The sequence below is a fragment of the Actinocorallia herbida genome (genome assembly GCF_003751225.1).
GTDB classification, from domain to species: Bacteria; Actinomycetota; Actinomycetes; order Streptosporangiales; family Streptosporangiaceae; genus Actinocorallia; species Actinocorallia herbida.
Map to the genome: position 1 here is coordinate 2,632,461 of NZ_RJKE01000001.1, position 15,134 is coordinate 2,647,594.

Annotated in this window: 14 protein-coding genes; 8 read left to right on the top strand and 6 right to left on the bottom strand. The window is 71.6% G+C overall.

Annotated elements, in window-relative coordinates; all coding sequences use genetic code 11:
- Positions 1-9: 9 nt before the first annotated feature.
- Complete coding sequence (locus EDD29_RS12325; RefSeq protein WP_123664525.1) at positions 10-1,182, top strand: thiolase family protein; 1,173 nt, start codon at positions 10-12, stop codon at positions 1,180-1,182.
- A gap of 4 nt (positions 1,183-1,186) precedes the next feature.
- Positions 1,187-1,657, top strand: coding sequence for a nuclear transport factor 2 family protein (locus EDD29_RS12330; protein ID WP_123664526.1), 471 nt, complete (start codon positions 1,187-1,189; stop codon positions 1,655-1,657).
- A 270-nt stretch (positions 1,658-1,927) separates the two neighbouring features.
- Here the strand turns inward: EDD29_RS12330 and EDD29_RS12335 are convergent, their stop codons facing one another.
- A complete protein-coding gene (locus tag EDD29_RS12335; RefSeq protein ID WP_123664527.1) occupies positions 1,928-2,611 on the bottom strand; it encodes a GntR family transcriptional regulator in 684 nt (227 codons plus the stop codon).
- A complete protein-coding gene (locus EDD29_RS12340) occupies positions 2,608-3,399 on the bottom strand; it encodes an enoyl-CoA hydratase-related protein (RefSeq protein ID WP_123664528.1) in 792 nt (263 codons plus the stop codon). The genes EDD29_RS12335 and EDD29_RS12340 overlap by 4 nt, the downstream gene beginning before the upstream one ends.
- 96 nt (positions 3,400-3,495) lie before the next feature.
- Here EDD29_RS12340 and EDD29_RS12345 point away from each other — a divergent pair, with 96 nt between their 5' ends.
- Positions 3,496-4,686, top strand: a complete 1,191-nt coding sequence (locus EDD29_RS12345; RefSeq protein ID WP_123664529.1) for a CaiB/BaiF CoA transferase family protein — start codon at positions 3,496-3,498, stop codon at positions 4,684-4,686.
- A gap of 28 nt (positions 4,687-4,714) precedes the next feature.
- Here the strand turns inward: EDD29_RS12345 and EDD29_RS12350 are convergent, their stop codons facing one another.
- Entirely contained in the window at positions 4,715-5,581 is an 867-nt protein-coding gene (locus EDD29_RS12350) for a hypothetical protein (protein ID WP_123664530.1), read from the bottom strand.
- Between the two features lie 456 nt (positions 5,582-6,037).
- On the opposite strand from EDD29_RS12350, the gene EDD29_RS12355 reads away from it, so the two are divergent.
- From EDD29_RS12355 to EDD29_RS12370, 4 genes are all read left to right on the top strand, one after another.
- Positions 6,038-6,376 carry a hypothetical protein gene (locus EDD29_RS12355; RefSeq protein WP_211360251.1) on the top strand — a complete coding sequence of 113 codons (339 nt, stop codon included), beginning with the start codon at positions 6,038-6,040 and terminating at the stop codon, positions 6,374-6,376.
- Positions 6,377-6,538: 162 nt separating this feature from the next.
- On the top strand, positions 6,539-7,519 hold the full coding sequence (locus EDD29_RS12360) for a Rieske 2Fe-2S domain-containing protein (protein WP_123664532.1): 981 nt from the start codon (positions 6,539-6,541) through the stop codon (positions 7,517-7,519).
- Positions 7,512-8,204 (top strand): TetR/AcrR family transcriptional regulator, encoded by a 693-nt coding sequence (locus EDD29_RS12365; protein ID WP_123664533.1) that lies wholly within the window; start codon positions 7,512-7,514, stop codon positions 8,202-8,204. The genes EDD29_RS12360 and EDD29_RS12365 overlap by 8 nt, the downstream gene beginning before the upstream one ends.
- 87 nt (positions 8,205-8,291) lie before the next feature.
- Entirely contained in the window at positions 8,292-9,530 is a 1,239-nt protein-coding gene (locus tag EDD29_RS12370; protein WP_211359672.1) for an amidohydrolase family protein, read from the top strand.
- An 82-nt stretch (positions 9,531-9,612) separates the two neighbouring features.
- Here the strand turns inward: EDD29_RS12370 and rox are convergent, their stop codons facing one another.
- Positions 9,613-11,037: a rifampin monooxygenase gene (rox, locus tag EDD29_RS12375; protein WP_123664535.1), complete on the bottom strand. Its 1,425-nt coding sequence runs from the start codon at positions 11,035-11,037 to the stop codon at positions 9,613-9,615.
- Positions 11,038-11,459: 422 nt separating this feature from the next.
- Between rox and EDD29_RS12380 the strand changes: the two genes are divergently transcribed.
- Positions 11,460-12,206 carry a class I SAM-dependent methyltransferase gene (locus EDD29_RS12380; protein ID WP_170201370.1) on the top strand — a complete coding sequence of 249 codons (747 nt, stop codon included), beginning with the start codon at positions 11,460-11,462 and terminating at the stop codon, positions 12,204-12,206.
- Positions 12,207-12,239: 33 nt separating this feature from the next.
- On the opposite strand, the gene EDD29_RS12385 is transcribed toward EDD29_RS12380, so the two are convergent.
- Together EDD29_RS12385 and EDD29_RS12390 are read right to left on the bottom strand one after the other, a co-directional pair.
- On the bottom strand, positions 12,240-12,797 hold the full coding sequence (locus tag EDD29_RS12385) for a TetR/AcrR family transcriptional regulator (RefSeq protein WP_123664537.1): 558 nt from the start codon (positions 12,795-12,797) through the stop codon (positions 12,240-12,242).
- 86 nt (positions 12,798-12,883) lie between these two features.
- Positions 12,884-15,064, bottom strand: coding sequence for an MMPL family transporter (locus tag EDD29_RS12390; RefSeq protein ID WP_123664538.1), 2,181 nt, complete (start codon positions 15,062-15,064; stop codon positions 12,884-12,886).
- Positions 15,065-15,134: the final 70 nt, after the last annotated feature.

A 15,134-nucleotide genomic window follows, 5' to 3' on the forward strand; every position in this document is an offset into this window, starting at 1 on the left:
GGACGACCCATGCCCGAAGCCGTCATCGTCGCCGCCGCCCGCACCGCGATCGGCAAGGCCCACAAGGGGTCCCTCGTCGACGTGGACGCGTTCGCGCTCGCCCGTGCCGCGGTCGTCGCCGCGGTCGAGCGGTCCGGCGTGCCCGTCGACGCGATCGACGACCTGGTGCTCGCCGAGTCGCTCCAGGGCGGCGGGGTCATCGCCCGGCACGTCGCGGTCGAGGCCGGCATGCACCAGGTGCCCGGACTCGCCGACAACCGGCACTGCGCCGCCGGGCTCAGCGCGCTCCAGATCGCGGCGGGCTCGATCCGCGCCGGGATGGACCGCGTCGTCGTCGCGGGCGGCACCGAGAGCCTCAGCTCCATGCCGCAGGGGCTCAAGTCGGTCCCGGCCTCCGCGCGCGACTACAAACCGTGGATGTCGCCGAGCCACCCCGCGACGCCCGAGGCGCCCGCGTTCGACATGGCCCTGACCGTCGGGGAGAACACCGCGCGCATCGCCGGGGTCACCCGCGCCGAGGCCGACGCGTGGGCCGCGCGCTCGCACCAGCGCGCGGCGGCGTCGATCGCACGCGGCGACTTCGCCGCCGAGATCGTCCCCGTCACCCTGCCGGACGGGAGGGTGTTCGACACCGACGAGCACCCGCGCCCCGACACGACCGCCGAGAAGCTCGCCGGGCTGCGGCTGCTGCACCCGGAGATCGACGGCGCAGTGGTCACCGCGGGCAACTCGGCCGGGATCAACGACGCGGCGGCCGCCCTCGTGGTCGTCTCGGACGAGTACGCCCGCGCCCACGGCCTCGTGCCGCTGGCCCGGATCGTCTCGTGGGGCTCGGTCGGAGTGCTGCCCGAGCGGACCGGCCTCGCGCCGACCCTCGCGGTGCCGAAGGCGCTGGACCGGGCCGGCCTGAAGATCTCCGACATCGACCTGTTCGAGATCAACGAGGCGTTCGCCACAATGGCCGTCGCCTCGAGCCGGATCCTCGGCCTGGACGAGGACCTCGTCAACGTCAACGGCTCCGGCTGCGGCCTCGGCCACCCGATCGCCGCGACCGGCGCCCGCATGGTCGTCACCATGCTCGGCGAGCTCCGCCGCCGCGGCGGCTCCCTGGGCTGCGTGTCGATGTGCGCGGGCGGCGGCATGGGCTCCGCCCTCGTCCTGGAACTCCTCGGCGACGGCTGACCCGATGCCCGACGCGAAGCCGACCCCGGCGGAGGAGGCCCGCGAGATCGTCGCGGCCTTCTGGACGGCCCTGTACGACCGCGACTGGGCACGTCTGAGGACGTTCTTCACCGCGGAGTCCATCTACTACGACGTGCCCACGGGCCCGGGCGCCGCCGCCCGCGGCCCGGAGGGCATCGAGGCCCGCCTCAAACTGGGCCTGGAACCCCTCGCCGGCTACGACCACGGCACCTCCCAGGTCGTCGCCTCCGACGGCCTGGTCATCACCGAACACGAGGAGCACTGGCACTGGCCCACCGGCGAACGGGTCACCCTCCCGTTCGTCTCCGTCCAGCACCTGGCCGACGGCAAGATCACCCTGTGGCGCGACTACTGGGACCTCGCCACCCTCATGTCCGGCGCCCCACCCGACTGGCAGCACACCCTCGCCTCCGGCGACATGTCCTGGCTCGTCGACGTGACGGACGAGGTCTGACACAGCACGAAGCGGCGGGGCCCGGGAGGGCTCCGCCGCTTTCATTGGGGGCCGTGAGCCGGAGCTTCCGGCGGATCGCCGTGGTCGGCTTCGGGTGGGCCGCGCCGTGCCTTGCCACGGTCGCCTTGCCGGAGCGGAGACACGCCATGGGGGCGTGCCGGGGCGGCGGCGCATGGTCGGGGGTGCAGCGGATGGCCACCGGGGAGGAGGCTCCGCATGGGCGGGGTCGCCCCGGGGGTGTCAAAAGAGCGGGGTGTTCGGGGTGCGGGGTCAGGTGGTGAAGAGGCCGCGGGTGGAGAAGAGGGCGGCGACGAGGTCGCCTTGGGATTTGAGCATGGCGGCGTAGGCGGAGGCGGCGGCTTCGGGGTCGGCGGCGCGGACGGCTTCCAGGACGGCGCGGCTGCCGGTGCGCTCCACGGCGATGGCGCCGGGGACCAGGGCGAAGAAGTTGCCGGGGACGATGCCGACCATGGCGCGGAGGACGGCGCGGAGCCGGGGGGAGCTCGCGGTGCCGAGGATGAGGCGGTCGAAGTCGCGGTTGAGGCGGGCCACCTCGCCGGGGTCGTCCTCGGCGGCGAGGCGGTCGCAGACGGCGGTCAGGCGCTCGATGAGGGCGGGGTCGGCGCGTTCGGTGGCGCGGCGGGCGGCGAAGCCGTAGACGAGGCCGTAGAGGGCGTAGTGGTCGCGGACGGCGGCCTCGTCGAGGGCGCCGATGAACGCGCCGCGGTGCGGGCGGATCGTCACCCAGCCTTCGCGCTCCAGCGACAGGAGCGCCTCGCGGACGGGGATGCGGCTGACACCGAGGGTGCGGGCGATCTCGTCCTGGGGCACCCGGTCGCCCTGGCGGAGGCGTCCGTCGAAGATGAGCCGGCGGATGTACAGGGCGGCCTGCTCGCCGCTGCTGCGCCGGACCATCGCGTCGCCGGGCGGCGGAAGGCGGGTCTCGGAGGTCATCGTGACTCCCTTGCCGTCGGGTTCGGGCTGCGGCGCAGGCCGTCCTGGATGCGCCGGACGTTCTCTGCGAAGCCGGGGCGGTCGACCGACCACTGCTGGGCGGCGAGTTCGAGCGCCGAGGCGTCCTCGGCACGGTCGAGCGCGAGGCTCGCGGTGAGCGTGCGCTTGGCGCGCCTGACGAGTTCGGGGTCGCGCGCGGCGGCGCGTCCGGCGAACTTCAGCGCGAGCGGCTCCAACCGGTCCTGCGGCACGCAGCGCCAGGCCAGGCCGCATGCGGCGGCCTCCTCACCGGTGAGCGCGTCGCCGCACAGCACGAGCGCGGCGGCCCCCTGCGCGCCGACCCGGGCCGCGAGCCGCCACAGGTGGCCTCCGCCCGGATGGATGCCGACGTCCAGGAACCGCGGATCGAAGCGCGCGTCGGGCGTCGCGAGCACGATGTCGCAGGCGAGCGGCAGGTTGACCCCGGCCCCGATCGCGGCGCCCCCGACCGCCGCGATCGTCGGCACGGGCGCGGCGGCGAGCCGTTCCATGCCCGCGTACATCTCGGCGAGCGGGACCTCGCGGTTGATCAGCCCGTCGAGGGAGCCGCCCGCGCAGAACACGGGCGGGGCCGCGGTGAGGACGAGGGCGCGCGCTCCGACGTCGAGGGCGGAGTCGACGGCCCTGGCCAGGTCGTCGCTGAGCGCCTTGGACAGCGCGTTGCGCCGGTCCGGGTCGTTCAGCCGGAGGACCGCTACGCCGTCGTGCAGCGCGAGGTCGACCAGCCGGGCCTTCGCGGTGGCCGCCATGGCCCCTCCCAGGGTTGCGCTGAGTGACTCGATATCAAGATGCTATTTTATACATAATCAAATCGACAATGTCGTGGGGCGAAAACAGGGGGAACGATGCTGCCACTCGCCGGTGTGCTGGTCGTGGCGGTGGAGCAGGCCGTCGCGGCCCCGCTGTGCACCCGTCACCTGGGCGACCTCGGAGCCCGGGTCGTCAAGGTGGAGAACCGCGCGGGCGGCGACTTCGCCCGCGCTTACGACGAGGTCGTCAACGGCATGGCCGCGCACTTCGTCTGGGCCAACCGCAACAAGGAGTCCCTCGCCCTCGACCTCAAGCACCCCGAAGGACGGGAGGCGCTGGCCCGGCTCGTCGCCCAGGCCGACGTGGTCGTGCAGAACCTCGCCCCCGGGGCGGCGGCCCGGCTCGGCCTGGACCCCGCGGAACTGCGCGCGAAGCACCCGCGCCTCATCTGCGTCGACATCTCCGGCTACGGCAAGGGCGGGCCCTATGCGCAGGCCCGCGCGTACGACCTGCTCGTGCAGTCCGAAGCGGGATCCTGCGCCATCACCGGGACCCCGGAGGCGCCCGCCAAGCCGGGCATCCCCATCGCCGACATAGGCGCCGGCATGTACGCGCTCTCCAGCATCCTCACCGCCTTGTACGTCCGGGAACGCACCGGAGAGGGCGCGGCCATCTCCGTCGGGCTCTTCGACGTCGTCGCCGAGTGGATGGGCTTCGCGCTCAACCAGGCCCGCTACGGCGGCTTCGACGTCGCGCCGAACGGCCTCAGCTCCCCGATGGTCTCCCCGTACGGCGCCTACCGCACCGCCGACGGCCAGACCCTCGTCCTCGGCACCACCAACGACCGGGAGTGGCGCCGCCTCGCCGGGCACGTGCTGGGCCGTCCCGACCTCGCTAAGGACCCCAGGTACACGACCAACGCCGACCGCGTCGCGCTGCGCCCCGAACTCGACGCCGTCATCGCCGCCTGGGCCGCGACCCTTCCGCTGGCCGAGTGCCGCCGCCTCGCCGAGGACGCGGGACTGGGCCACGCCCGCCTGAACACCCCCACCGAGGTCCTCGCCCACCCCCAGCTCACCGACCGCGACCGCTGGCAGACCGTGGACAGCCCCGCGGGCCCCGTCCAGGTCCTCCTCCCGCCGCCGCAGTGCGACTCCTGGGACTGGCGCCTCGACGCCGTCCCGGCCCTCGGCGCCCACTCCGCCCAGATCCTCGCCGACCTCGGCTACCCGCCCGCGGACGTCGCGCGCCTGGTCGCCGACGGGGTCGCGGGCCCCGCCGACTGACCGAGAGACCGGGTGCGTGCGGCCGGCGTTACCGGAGCGGGGACCCGTCCGGGAGGCGCACGACGGCGGTACCGGCCTGGGACTCGCCGAACGCCCAGCCCGCGACGAGGGAGCAGCCGACCGTTTCCAGCGCATCGGTCGACGGCCAGTAGCCGGTTCCGCAGTAGAAGCCGCCCTCGCTCCGCGCGTCGTCCTCCGTGCGGCACAGCATGCGGAGATGGTCGCGAAGACCGGGATACGTGACCGCGCTCAGCTTCTCCTCCCAGGGTTCGTCGGCGGGGCCGGGCCGGGAGATCTCGCGCACCGAGACCAGGTGGCCGGGCCCGCGCTCGGTGAACGTCGCGGCCCGCATCGCGTCGGTGAGGGTGCCGTCGGTGGCCACGCGCAGCAGCACCGTCACCCAGCCGTTCAGCTTCTTGGAGCTCTTGTGCGTCAGGTCGATCCCGTGCCGGCCCAGCAGCGGTCCCAGCTCCGCCCCGTACACCAGTGCCGCACCGTCGTCCCCTGACGTGGAGACGGCCCGCAGGTCGGTGACGAACGCGTCATCGAACGGCCGGGGACCCTTGTGCCCGCCCTCGCCCCACGGACCCGTGCCGGCCAGGAGGTCGGGATCGAACCAGAACAACGACCCGCTCAGGTCGAACCGCCAGGTGAACGGGGAGAAGGGGTGATCCTCCGGATCCGGCAGCGGTCTCGGCTCCCGTCCTGTCAGGGCGTCGGGGGTCGCCCACGGGCTGGGGAACAGGAACTCGTCGAATGGATCCGAGGCGTGGAACACCCCGTATCGAGCGGCGGGCTCGGCGGCGGGCCTTCCACCGAGCAGTATCTCGAACGCGCTGCTCAGCGCGTCGTCCCATCCGCTGGGGGAAGTCACCGGGGGCGTCGCGGGAATCATGATCGGTACTCCTTGACCGGACCGGCAGAACCGGCGGGACATGTCATCGACGGCACCCTATGCGCCGCCACCGACAACGGCCCCGTCTCCCGGGAACGCGGAGATCCGGGCGGCTCCGGTGCGCTCGGGCCAGATGGCGAAGGCCATCGCGGCGGGGTGGATCCGCCGGGTGGCCGCGATGTCCGCGCGGTAGCCGCGCGCTGCTCACCTGGCTCCGCGCGGTCGGCGCGCACGCGGTGGCCGACCGGGGCCTGGGCGCGCTGAACCGGACCCGGATCTCCGGCGCACGTCTCAGGAGGGGATCGTGCCGAACGAGAAATCCCAGGTCACAGTCTTGTGGATTTGTTACGGATTGACGTTGGTGGGGATTTTGTCCAGTCCGTCTTGGGTAGCCTCGAAGTCCGTTCTGTTAACAAAGGACACATCGTGGACATCGCCCGCGTGCTGAAGGAGACCATGGCGATCGACGGGGCGCTCGGCGCCGCGCTGGTCGACTACAAGACCGGAAGGTCCCTGGGCTCGCTCGGCGGCGGTCCCGCACTGGACCTCGACGTCGCAGCGGCGCACAACGCCGAGGTCGTCCGGGCCAAGCTGCGCGCGATCCAGGCGCTCCGGCTCGACGACGTCATCGAGGACATCCTCATCTCCCTCGGCCGCCAGTACCACCTCATCCGGCTCTTCGAGGGGAACGTCGGCTCGCTGTTCCTCTACGTCGCGCTCGACCGCGACCGCGCCAACCTCGGTCTCGCCCGCTACGGCCTCCGCCAGGTCGAACGCCTCGTCTCCGGCGCCTGACCCGCGCCTCCCACGCAGGCCGCGGCCCGGACCGACCCCGTGTCGGTCCGGGCCGTCGCCTTTCCCCGGCCGGTGCGGGTCTGGTGGGGGAGCGGGCGCGGTGTTATCGTCGAATTAAAGAAGCTTCTTCAAGAAGTCTCTTCATCAACCCAGGAGGACTCCATGGGCCGGTTCCCGTTTCCGATTCCGAACGGCTGGTTCGCCGTCGCGCGGTCGGACGAGGTCGCCGACGGGCAGGTCGTGCCCGCGCACTACTTCGGGAAGGACCTCGCGGTCTTCCGGACGGTGACGGGCGAGGCCCGGGTCGTCGACGCGTACTGCCCGCACCTCGGGGCCAACCTCGCCAAGGGCGGCCGGGTCGAGGGGCAGCTGCTGGAGTGCCCGTTCCACGCGTGGCGGTACGACGGGGTGAGCGGCCGCTGCGTGGACGTTCCCTATTCCGACGCGGAGCCTTCGCCGAAGGCCAAGGTGCACGCCTACCCCGTCGTCGAGCGGTTCGGGTTGATCTTCGCCTGGCACCACCTCGGCAGGGAGGCCCCGTACATCCCGATGCCGGAGATGGCGGAGTTCGACGACGCGGAATGGTCGGCGCCGGTCTTCCACGAGTTCAAGTTCGCGACGTGCTGCCAGGAGATGGCCGAGAACAACGCCGACTACGTCCACTTCAAGTACGTGCACGGGATGGAGTCCGTCCCGGGAGGCGACGTCGGCTATGACGGGTTCGTGAAGACCGTCACGGAACGCCAGGAGTTCAAGAGCAAGAGCGGCCAGGTCCACGCGCTCGACTTCGTCCGGAAGTCCTTCGGCCTCGGGCTCGGCGCGCTCCGCCTCAAGGGCGTCATGTCGTTCGTCTCGTCGGTGTCCCCGATCGACGAGGAGAACGTGCACATCCGCTGGGTGTTCGTCATGCCGAAGTCGATGGAGTCCTTCTCCGCCAAGATGATCAACACGTTCGTCGAGGCCATCGCCGAGGACGTTCCCATCTGGGAGAACAAGATCTTCATCGAGAAGCCGCTGCTCATCAAGGGCGACGGCCCGATCATCGAGTTCCGCCACTGGGCGAAGCAGTTCTATGGTGAGAACGTGCCGACCGAGGCGTGGGCGCCGAACCGAGTGAAGCGGCTGGAAGAGAGCGGTGTCTGAGAGACGGACGAGTGCGCGCGGCGCCGAGACGCGGGAACGCATCCTCGACGCCGCCGAGCGGCTCATGGCCGAGCGCGGCATCAGCGGGGTCTCGCTCAACGAGATCAACACCGCCGCGGGGCAGCGCAACACCGCGGCGTTGCACTACCACTTCGGGGGGCGCGAGGAACTCGTCAGGGCGATCCTGCGAAGGCACGGGGCTTGGCTGCGGGCGCGTCATGACGAGTTGTACGCGGCGCTGGACGGGCGGGAGCCTTCCACGCGGGAGCTCGTCGAGGTGATCGTCCTGCCCGTCGCGGAGTACGTGGCGGAGGGGCCCAGCGCGCGGGCGGCGATCAGGATCTGGGTGTCGGCGATCAACCGGCCGGAACTCGCGGTCGAGGAGATCCAGGGGCTGGTCGACGCCACCCTGACACGGGCGGCGCGGGTGCTCATCGAGCGGATGCCGGAGACGATGCCGCGTCCGCTGGCGGTGGCCCGCCTCGTCACCGCCGCGCAGGCGGCACTGCACGTGCTGGCGGACCGGGCCGTGCTGGAGGACGCGCCGGAGCCCCGGCGGGGCGACCTGCCGCTCCCGCTCGTCGCCGCGAACCTCGTCGACATGACCGTCGCGGCGCTCACCGCGCCCGTCAGCGAGACGACGCGCGCGGCCGCGGTCGGCGCGCTGGACCCGGCCTCGGCCTGACGGGCCGGGTCCGATCGGCGGGGCCCCTTCACCCGGGCCGAGCCTGCCCGTAAGATGTATATAGAATCCATTATAAAAGGAGGCGCCGTGACCGAGCAGTCACTGGCTCCGGACGTCCTCGCCGAGCGCCTGGCGAAGATCCCGCGGCTCATCGACGTGGACGCCCATGTCGTCGAACCGGCGAACCTGTGGAGCACCCGCCTGCCGACGCGGCTGCGCGAGGTCGGGCCGCGGATCGAGTACGCGCCCGCCGGGGAAGTGAAGCTCGTGGACGGCCGCTACGTCGAGACCCCCGGCACCGAGGGCCCGGACGTCGCGTGGTGGCACTACGAGGACACCCGGACCCAGATCAAGAAGTACATCGCGGCGGCCGGGGTGCCCGCCGACGAGGTGACGAACGAGGGCATCACCTACGACGACATGCGTCCGGGGTGCTGGATCCCGTCGGAGCGGCTGGCCGACATGGACGTGAACGGTGTGGAGGCGCAGATGTGCTTCCCGAACTATGTGCGGTTCTGCGGGCAGATCTTCCTGTGGGGCAAGGACAAGGACCTGTCTCTCGCTTCGGTGCGGGCCTACAACGACTGGATGGTCGAGGAGTGGTGCGGCGACAGCGGCGGCCGTCTCATCCCGCTCTGCCTGGTCCCGCTGTGGGACGTCGACCTCGCCGTCGCCGAAGTCCGCCGCAACGCCGCTCGCGGAGTGCGCGCGGTGGCGTTCTCGGAGCTGCCCGCGTATCTCGGCCTGCCGAGTCTGCATTCCGGCTACTGGGATCCGTTCTTCGCGGCCTGCCAGGAGACGGGCACGGTCCTGGCGATGCACATCGGGTCGGGCACCAAGACCCCGCAGACGTCCCCGGACGCCCCGGGCGCGGTCGGCGCGACCATCATCTTCGGCAACAGCGTCGCCAGCATGACCGACTTCCTCTTCTCCGGCGTCCTGCACCGCTTCCCCCGCCTCAAGCTCCTGTACGCCGAGGCCCAGATCGGCTGGATCCCCTACCTCCTCGAGCGCATCGACGACGTCTGGGAGACCCACCGGGGCTGGGCCAACGGGCAGCTCAACTGCCCGGAGAAGCCCTCGACGTACTACTACCGCCAGATCACCAGCTGCTTCTTCAAGGACTCGGTCGGCGTCGAGCTCCTGGACAAGGTGGGCCTCGACAACGTCACCTTCGAGACCGACTACCCCCACCAGGACGGCACCTGGCCCCGATCCCGCGAAGAGGCCGCCCTCCAGTACGGCCACCTCGACCAGCCGTCCATCAACAAGATCGCCCGCGGCAACGCCATCCGCCTCCTCGGCCTCACCCTCCCCGAGGCCTGACCCCCGCAACGCCCCGGACCGTGCCGGAGACCTCGCGCGCGAGATCTCCGGCACGGTGCTCGATGAAGCCCGCCGCGCGTGATCAGCGGGAGGGCGGGCCGAACCAGCGGGCGAGGTGGTCGTCCAGGTCCTGCTGATCGTCGCCGATCCAGGCGACGTGGCCGTCGGGGCGGAGCAGGACGCACGGCACGTCCAGCGCCGCGCTGGGATCCGCGAGGTGGTCGACCCGGTCCGACCAGCCGCCGACGGTCAGGCCTCCGGTCCGGTCCAGCAGCAGGCCGCGGCCGCCGTGCAGCAGACCGTAGAGGGTGCCCTGTCCGACGGCGATATCGCCCAGGCGGCGGCCGAGCAGGTCGGGGCCCTCTCCGAAGTCGTAGCGGATGGCGGTCGCGGTGATCTTCTCGATCAGATGGCGGTTCACCTCGTCGAAGTCCATCAGTTCGGCGAGCAGCCTGCGCACGGCCTGCGCGCCAGGTTCGGCGGAGCTCAGCGCCACCTGGGCGCGGGTGTTGTCCAGCACGTCCGCGGCGACCGGCCGACGTTCGGCCTGGTAGGTGTCGAGCAGCGCTTCCGGCGCCCGGCCGTGGATCTGCGCGGCGAGTTTCCAGCCGAGGTTGACCGCGTCCTGCACGCCCAGGTTGAGGCCCTGCCCGCCGGTGGGCGGATGGATGTGCGCCGCGTCGCCCGCCAGCAGCACCCGCCCCACCCGGTACCGCTCGGCCAGCCGGGTGGCGTCCCCGAAGCGGGACATCCAGCGCGGGGAGTGCACGCCGAAGTCGGTGCCGGCGACGGCGCGCAGCTCCCGTCGGAAATCCTCGAGGGTGGGCGGTTCCGCGCGATCGCTGACCTCCGCGGTGGGGACCACGACGCTGTAGACCCCTTCGCCGAAGGGCCGGAGCCAGAACCGCCGCTCGGTCCTGCCGATCTCGGCCACCTTGGCGGCGATCTCCTCCTGCGGCACGCCCACGGCCATCTCGCCCATGAGCGTGTCGTTGCGCGAGGGCTCGCCGGGGAAGCCGACGCCGAGCAGCTTGCGCACCGTGCTGCGCGCGCCGTCGCAGCCGACGAGGTAGCGCGAACGCAGCCGCTCCCCGTCGGACAACTCGACGGTCACGCCCTCCTCGTCCTGCGTGAGACCGGTGACCGAACGACCGCGCCGAACCTGCGCGCCCAGCTCGATCGCATGCGTTTCGAGCAGTCGCTCGATGAGGGGTTGCGGGATGCCCAGCAGGTAGGCGTACGCGGAGTCCAGGCCCGCGGGCGCGGGTTTGGCGATGCCGGCGATGATCCCGCCGACCGGACGCCGTCTTCCGCGTTCGAGAAGGCGATCCAGCAGCCCGCGCATCGCCATCAGCTCGAGGCTGCGCATGTGCAGACTGACTATGCGGGCGAACGAGGCGGGCTCGGTCTCCTTCTCCACCACGAGCACCCGCACATCGTGCAGCCGCAGTTCGGCGGCCAGCATCGCACCGGTCGGCCCGCACCCGGCGATGACCACATCGAACATGAGGGGCGGACCGCCTCCGGCCGACGGCCCGGGAACATCGCCCACGGCGGGGCGGTCCGACGACGACACGGCGGTGAATTGCTGAGAGGGCACAGGTATTGCCTTTCGGGAGTGCCTTGCGGTCTCGGCGCTCCCGGCGACACCTACGTCAATCGCCCGACCATGACGGCAAGGGGGAGCACCCACATCGAACAGCGTTCATGGGTTTCACCTCCTGGAGCAGCGTCACGGCCACCCGCAAGCTACAAGCCCGACCACCACCCCGTCCAATCCTTTTCCCACCACGAGATCACGACTCCGAGCGACTCGAATCGGCCTGCGACACTGCGGACATGAACGGAAACCCTCCCGATGACGGGCTCGCCGCGAACCGTGCCCTCTGGGATGACCGCGCCCGGGCACATGGCACGACCCCTGACGACATGCTGTACGACGTCGATTCGTTCCTGGCGGGCCGGCAGACGCTCTACGGGATCGAGCTGGAGCTGGCCGGTGATGTGACCGGCCAGGATGTGCTGCATCTGCAGTGCCACTTCGGCATGGACACACTCAACTGGGCCCGTCTGGGTGCCAGGGTCACCGGTGTCGATTTCTCGACGCCGGCGCTCGTCCGGGCACGCGAGCTGGCCGGGCGCGCCGGGCTGACCGCCGATTTCGTCGAGGCGGACACCCAGAATCTACCGGCCCGCCTGGCGGGCGGATTCGACCTCGTGATCGCCACGTACGGTGTGCTGTGCTGGATCGGGGACCTTGACGCGTGGATGCGTGGTGCGGCGATGGCGCTGCGGCCAGGTGGAAGGCTGGTGCTGGTCGACCTGCATCCCGCGTACCAGACCCTCGCCAGCTTTGAGCCGCTCGTGGCCGACTGGCCCTACGGGGGAGGAGAGCCCCAGCGCGAGGTCGTCGCGGGCACGTATGCGGACCCGGTCCTGCCGATGACCGCACGGGAGGTGGTCCAGTACCCGCATTCGGTGGGCGAGATCGTGACGGCGGCCGCCGGAGCGGGACTGATCATCGACCGGCTCGTCGAGCACACCGAGGTCGAATTCCCCGGAAGCCGCATCCTGCCCGAAGGCCCCGACGGCACACGTCGGTTCCCGTTCGGTGACACCTACCTCCCCGTCCTCTACTCGCTGAGAGCGAGATCACCCCGAACGGCCACGGCGTAGCCGCCCGCGGTTCGGTCGCCGCTCGAGCTCCGTCTAGTGGCCGAGGGCGCGGTGGCTGACTTCGACGAGTTCGTCGAGGGAGGCGGCCGTCAGGTGGTTCTGCAGGGCGAAGCGGGCTACGCCCAGGGCGCCGAGGGCGCCTGCGACGCGGATGACCCTGTTCGGGTCGCTGTCGTAGGTGTCGGGGTGGACGTCGAACGCCGACATGAGGGTGTCGATGTGCTCCTTCAGCACCTCGTGTTCGCAGTCGGCCGGCAGGTGCAGCAGTCCGGAGAGGAGCAGGGCGACGAACCCGGGGCGGCGCATCACCAGTTCCGCCAGCGCCCGGAGCGCGGCCCGGTCGCGCTCCGGTCCCGGGTCCTGGCCGGCCACCTCCCGCACGATCTGGTGGAGTCCGGCGAGGCAGCGCTCGAGGACCGCGTCCTGCAGGGCCTCCTTGGACGGGTAGTGCCTCAGCAGACCGCTCTTGGAGTAGCCCACGGCGTCCGCGATGCGCTGGAGCGAGGTCTCCTTCAGCCCGTGCCGGGCGAACAACGTGGCGGCGCAGTCGATGATCGCGTCATCGACCTGCTGGCGTGTCTGGCGAAGCATGGGACCACACTACTGGATGCGGACCATCATGGTCGCAATGAGACCATGATGGTCCGCATCGGCGTTCGGCCTCCTGGCGTAGGCCGTCAGAGGGATGCGGCAGGTTCGAGTTCGGGGGCGTCGGCATCCGGCGACCCGGATCGCAGGGCGGCGCCTTCCACGTCGAGAACGGGCAGGCGGCGTAGGGCGCGGGGCAGTTTCCAGGCGGTGGAGCCGAGCAGGGCCAGGGCGGCGGGGACCGCGATCATGCGGATGACGACGGCGTCGAAGAGGATGCCGGTGGCCAGGGCGAAGGCGATGGGTTTGATGGTGGCGTCGCCCTGGGGGACGAACCCGGCGAAGACGGCGAACATGATCGTCGCCGCGGCCATGACGACGGGGGCGGCCTGGCGGAAGCCGGTGGTGACGGCGGTGCGGGGGTCGGCGCCGTGGGAGTGCGCCTCGTGCATGCGGGAGACCAGGAAGACCTGGTAGTCCATGGCCAGGCCGAACAGGATGCCGATGATGATGATCGGCGAGAGGCTCATCAGGGGGCCGGTGGACCGGGCGTTCACCAGGTCGGCGAGCCAGCCCCATTGGAAGACGGCCGTGGTGGCGCCGAGCGTCGCGCCGATGGTGAGCAGGAAGCCGAGGACGCCGACGATCGGGACGAGCAGGGAGCGGAACACGAGGACGAGCAGGACCAGGGCGAGTCCGACGACGAGCGCGAGGTAGCGCGGCAGGGCGTCGTCGAGCTTCTGGGACACGTCGATGTTCACCGCCGTGGTGCCGGTGACGTAGATCCTGGCGCCATCGGTGTCGGTGAGGTCGGCCCGCAGCGTGTGCACGAGCTCGGTCGTGGCGGCGCTGTCCGGACCGGAGCCGGGCACCACGGTGATCAGCGCGGCGGAACGGTCCGTGGCCGTCCGCGGTGCGGTGGCCAGCGCGACGTGGGGGAGGGCCGCGGTCTGCTGCCGGACGGCGGCGGCGCGGCCGGGCGCGTCGGTCCCGTCGATGAGGATGAGGAGCGGCCCGGTGAAGCCCGCGCCGAAGCTCTCGGAGATGATCTGCTCGGCCTTGGCCTGGGTGCCGCCTTCCGCGGGGTGCTGGACGAGCGAGGTGCGCATCGAGGCGACCGGGACCGCGATCACCGCCAGGGCGGCGACGGCGGCGAGCAGGCTGCCCCACCGGTGGCGGGTGACCAGGCGCGCCCAGCCCGCGTAGAAGCCGTGATCTTTGTGCGCTTCCGCGTGCCTGGCACCGGTCCGCGAGCGGCGCGGCAGCGCGCGATGTCCGACGAAACCGGTCATGGCGGGGACCAGGGTGATCGCGATGAGGACGGCGACGACGACGCTCGCCGCGGCGGCCAGGCCCATCTGGGTGAGGAAGGGGATCCCGGCGACGGCCAGCCCGGCCAGGGCGATCACGACGGTGAGACCGGCGGTGACGACGGCGGATCCGGCGGTCCCGACCGCCATCGCCGCGGCCTCCGGCACCGGCCGTCCGGCGTTGAGCTCATGCCGGAAGCGCGTGATGATGAACAGCGCGTAGTCGATGCCGACGGCCAGCCCGAGCATCACGGCGAGCACCGGCGTCGTGGCCTGGATGTCGGTGAACCCGGTGAGCGTGATGACGCCGAGCGCGCCGATGCCCACGCCGACGACCGCGGTGAGCAGGTTCATGCCCGCCGTGATGAGCGAGCCGTAGGTGAGGGCGAGCACGAGCAGCGCGACGACGACGCCGATCACTTCGGCGGGGCCGCCGAGGTGCACCTGTTCCTGGAGGGCGTCGCCGCGCGCCTCCACCGTCAGCCCGCCGTCGCGCGCCCGGTCGACGGCGTCCAGCAGGGCTTCGCGCTGGAGCTCGGTGACCTCCTGCGCGGGCGCGGCGTACGTGACGGTGCTGTAGGCGGCTCTCCGGTCCACCGACACGACGGGCGCTTGCGGATCCAGGGGATCGCTGACCGATGCCACGCCGGGCAGGCCCTTCAGTTCGCCGACGAGCGCGGTGACCCGGGCCGCCGTCGCCTGGTCGGTGACCTGTGCTCCCGCCGGGGCCTGGACCACGACCTGGGCGGTGCCGCCGGTCGAGGCGGCGCCGAAGCGCTCGTGCATGAGGTCCAGCGCGGTGGTCGACTCCTGCCGGGGGATCTCGAAGGTGGAGACGGTCGATCCGGACAAGGCCGCCGCGCCCACGCCGGCGCCGACGAACACGGCGAGCCAGACGAGCGTGACGATGACCCGGTGCCGGACCGAGGTGAGCCCCAGCCGGTACAACAGCGATGCCATGCGGGTTCCCCGAGTTCTCCAGTGGCAGATGGCCTGGTGGCCGAGCGCCTTGCGGCCGACTTCGACGGGC

Excerpts from the sequence above, each read along its gene's own strand:
- EDD29_RS12380 (WP_170201370.1), top strand. The coding sequence starts at position 11,460 with ATGCTGTACGACGTCGATTCGTTCCTGGCGGGCCGGCAGACGCTCTAC.
- EDD29_RS12360 (WP_123664532.1), top strand. The coding sequence starts at position 6,539 with ATGGGCCGGTTCCCGTTTCCGATTCCGAACGGCTGGTTCGCCGTCGCG.
- rox (WP_123664535.1), bottom strand. The coding sequence starts at position 11,037 with ATGTTCGATGTGGTCATCGCCGGGTGCGGGCCGACCGGTGCGATGCTG.
- EDD29_RS12345 (WP_123664529.1), top strand. The coding sequence starts at position 3,496 with ATGCTGCCACTCGCCGGTGTGCTGGTCGTGGCGGTGGAGCAGGCCGTC.
- EDD29_RS12390 (WP_123664538.1), bottom strand. The coding sequence starts at position 15,064 with ATGGCATCGCTGTTGTACCGGCTGGGGCTCACCTCGGTCCGGCACCGG.
- EDD29_RS12340 (WP_123664528.1), bottom strand. The coding sequence starts at position 3,399 with ATGGCGGCCACCGCGAAGGCCCGGCTGGTCGACCTCGCGCTGCACGAC.
- EDD29_RS12335 (WP_123664527.1), bottom strand. The coding sequence starts at position 2,611 with ATGACCTCCGAGACCCGCCTTCCGCCGCCCGGCGACGCGATGGTCCGG.
- EDD29_RS12325 (WP_123664525.1), top strand. The coding sequence starts at position 10 with ATGCCCGAAGCCGTCATCGTCGCCGCCGCCCGCACCGCGATCGGCAAG.
- EDD29_RS12385 (WP_123664537.1), bottom strand. The coding sequence starts at position 12,797 with ATGCTTCGCCAGACACGCCAGCAGGTCGATGACGCGATCATCGACTGC.
- EDD29_RS12355 (WP_211360251.1), top strand. The coding sequence starts at position 6,038 with ATGGCGATCGACGGGGCGCTCGGCGCCGCGCTGGTCGACTACAAGACC.
- EDD29_RS12350 (WP_123664530.1), bottom strand. The coding sequence starts at position 5,581 with ATGATTCCCGCGACGCCCCCGGTGACTTCCCCCAGCGGATGGGACGAC.
- EDD29_RS12330 (WP_123664526.1), top strand. The coding sequence starts at position 1,187 with ATGCCCGACGCGAAGCCGACCCCGGCGGAGGAGGCCCGCGAGATCGTC.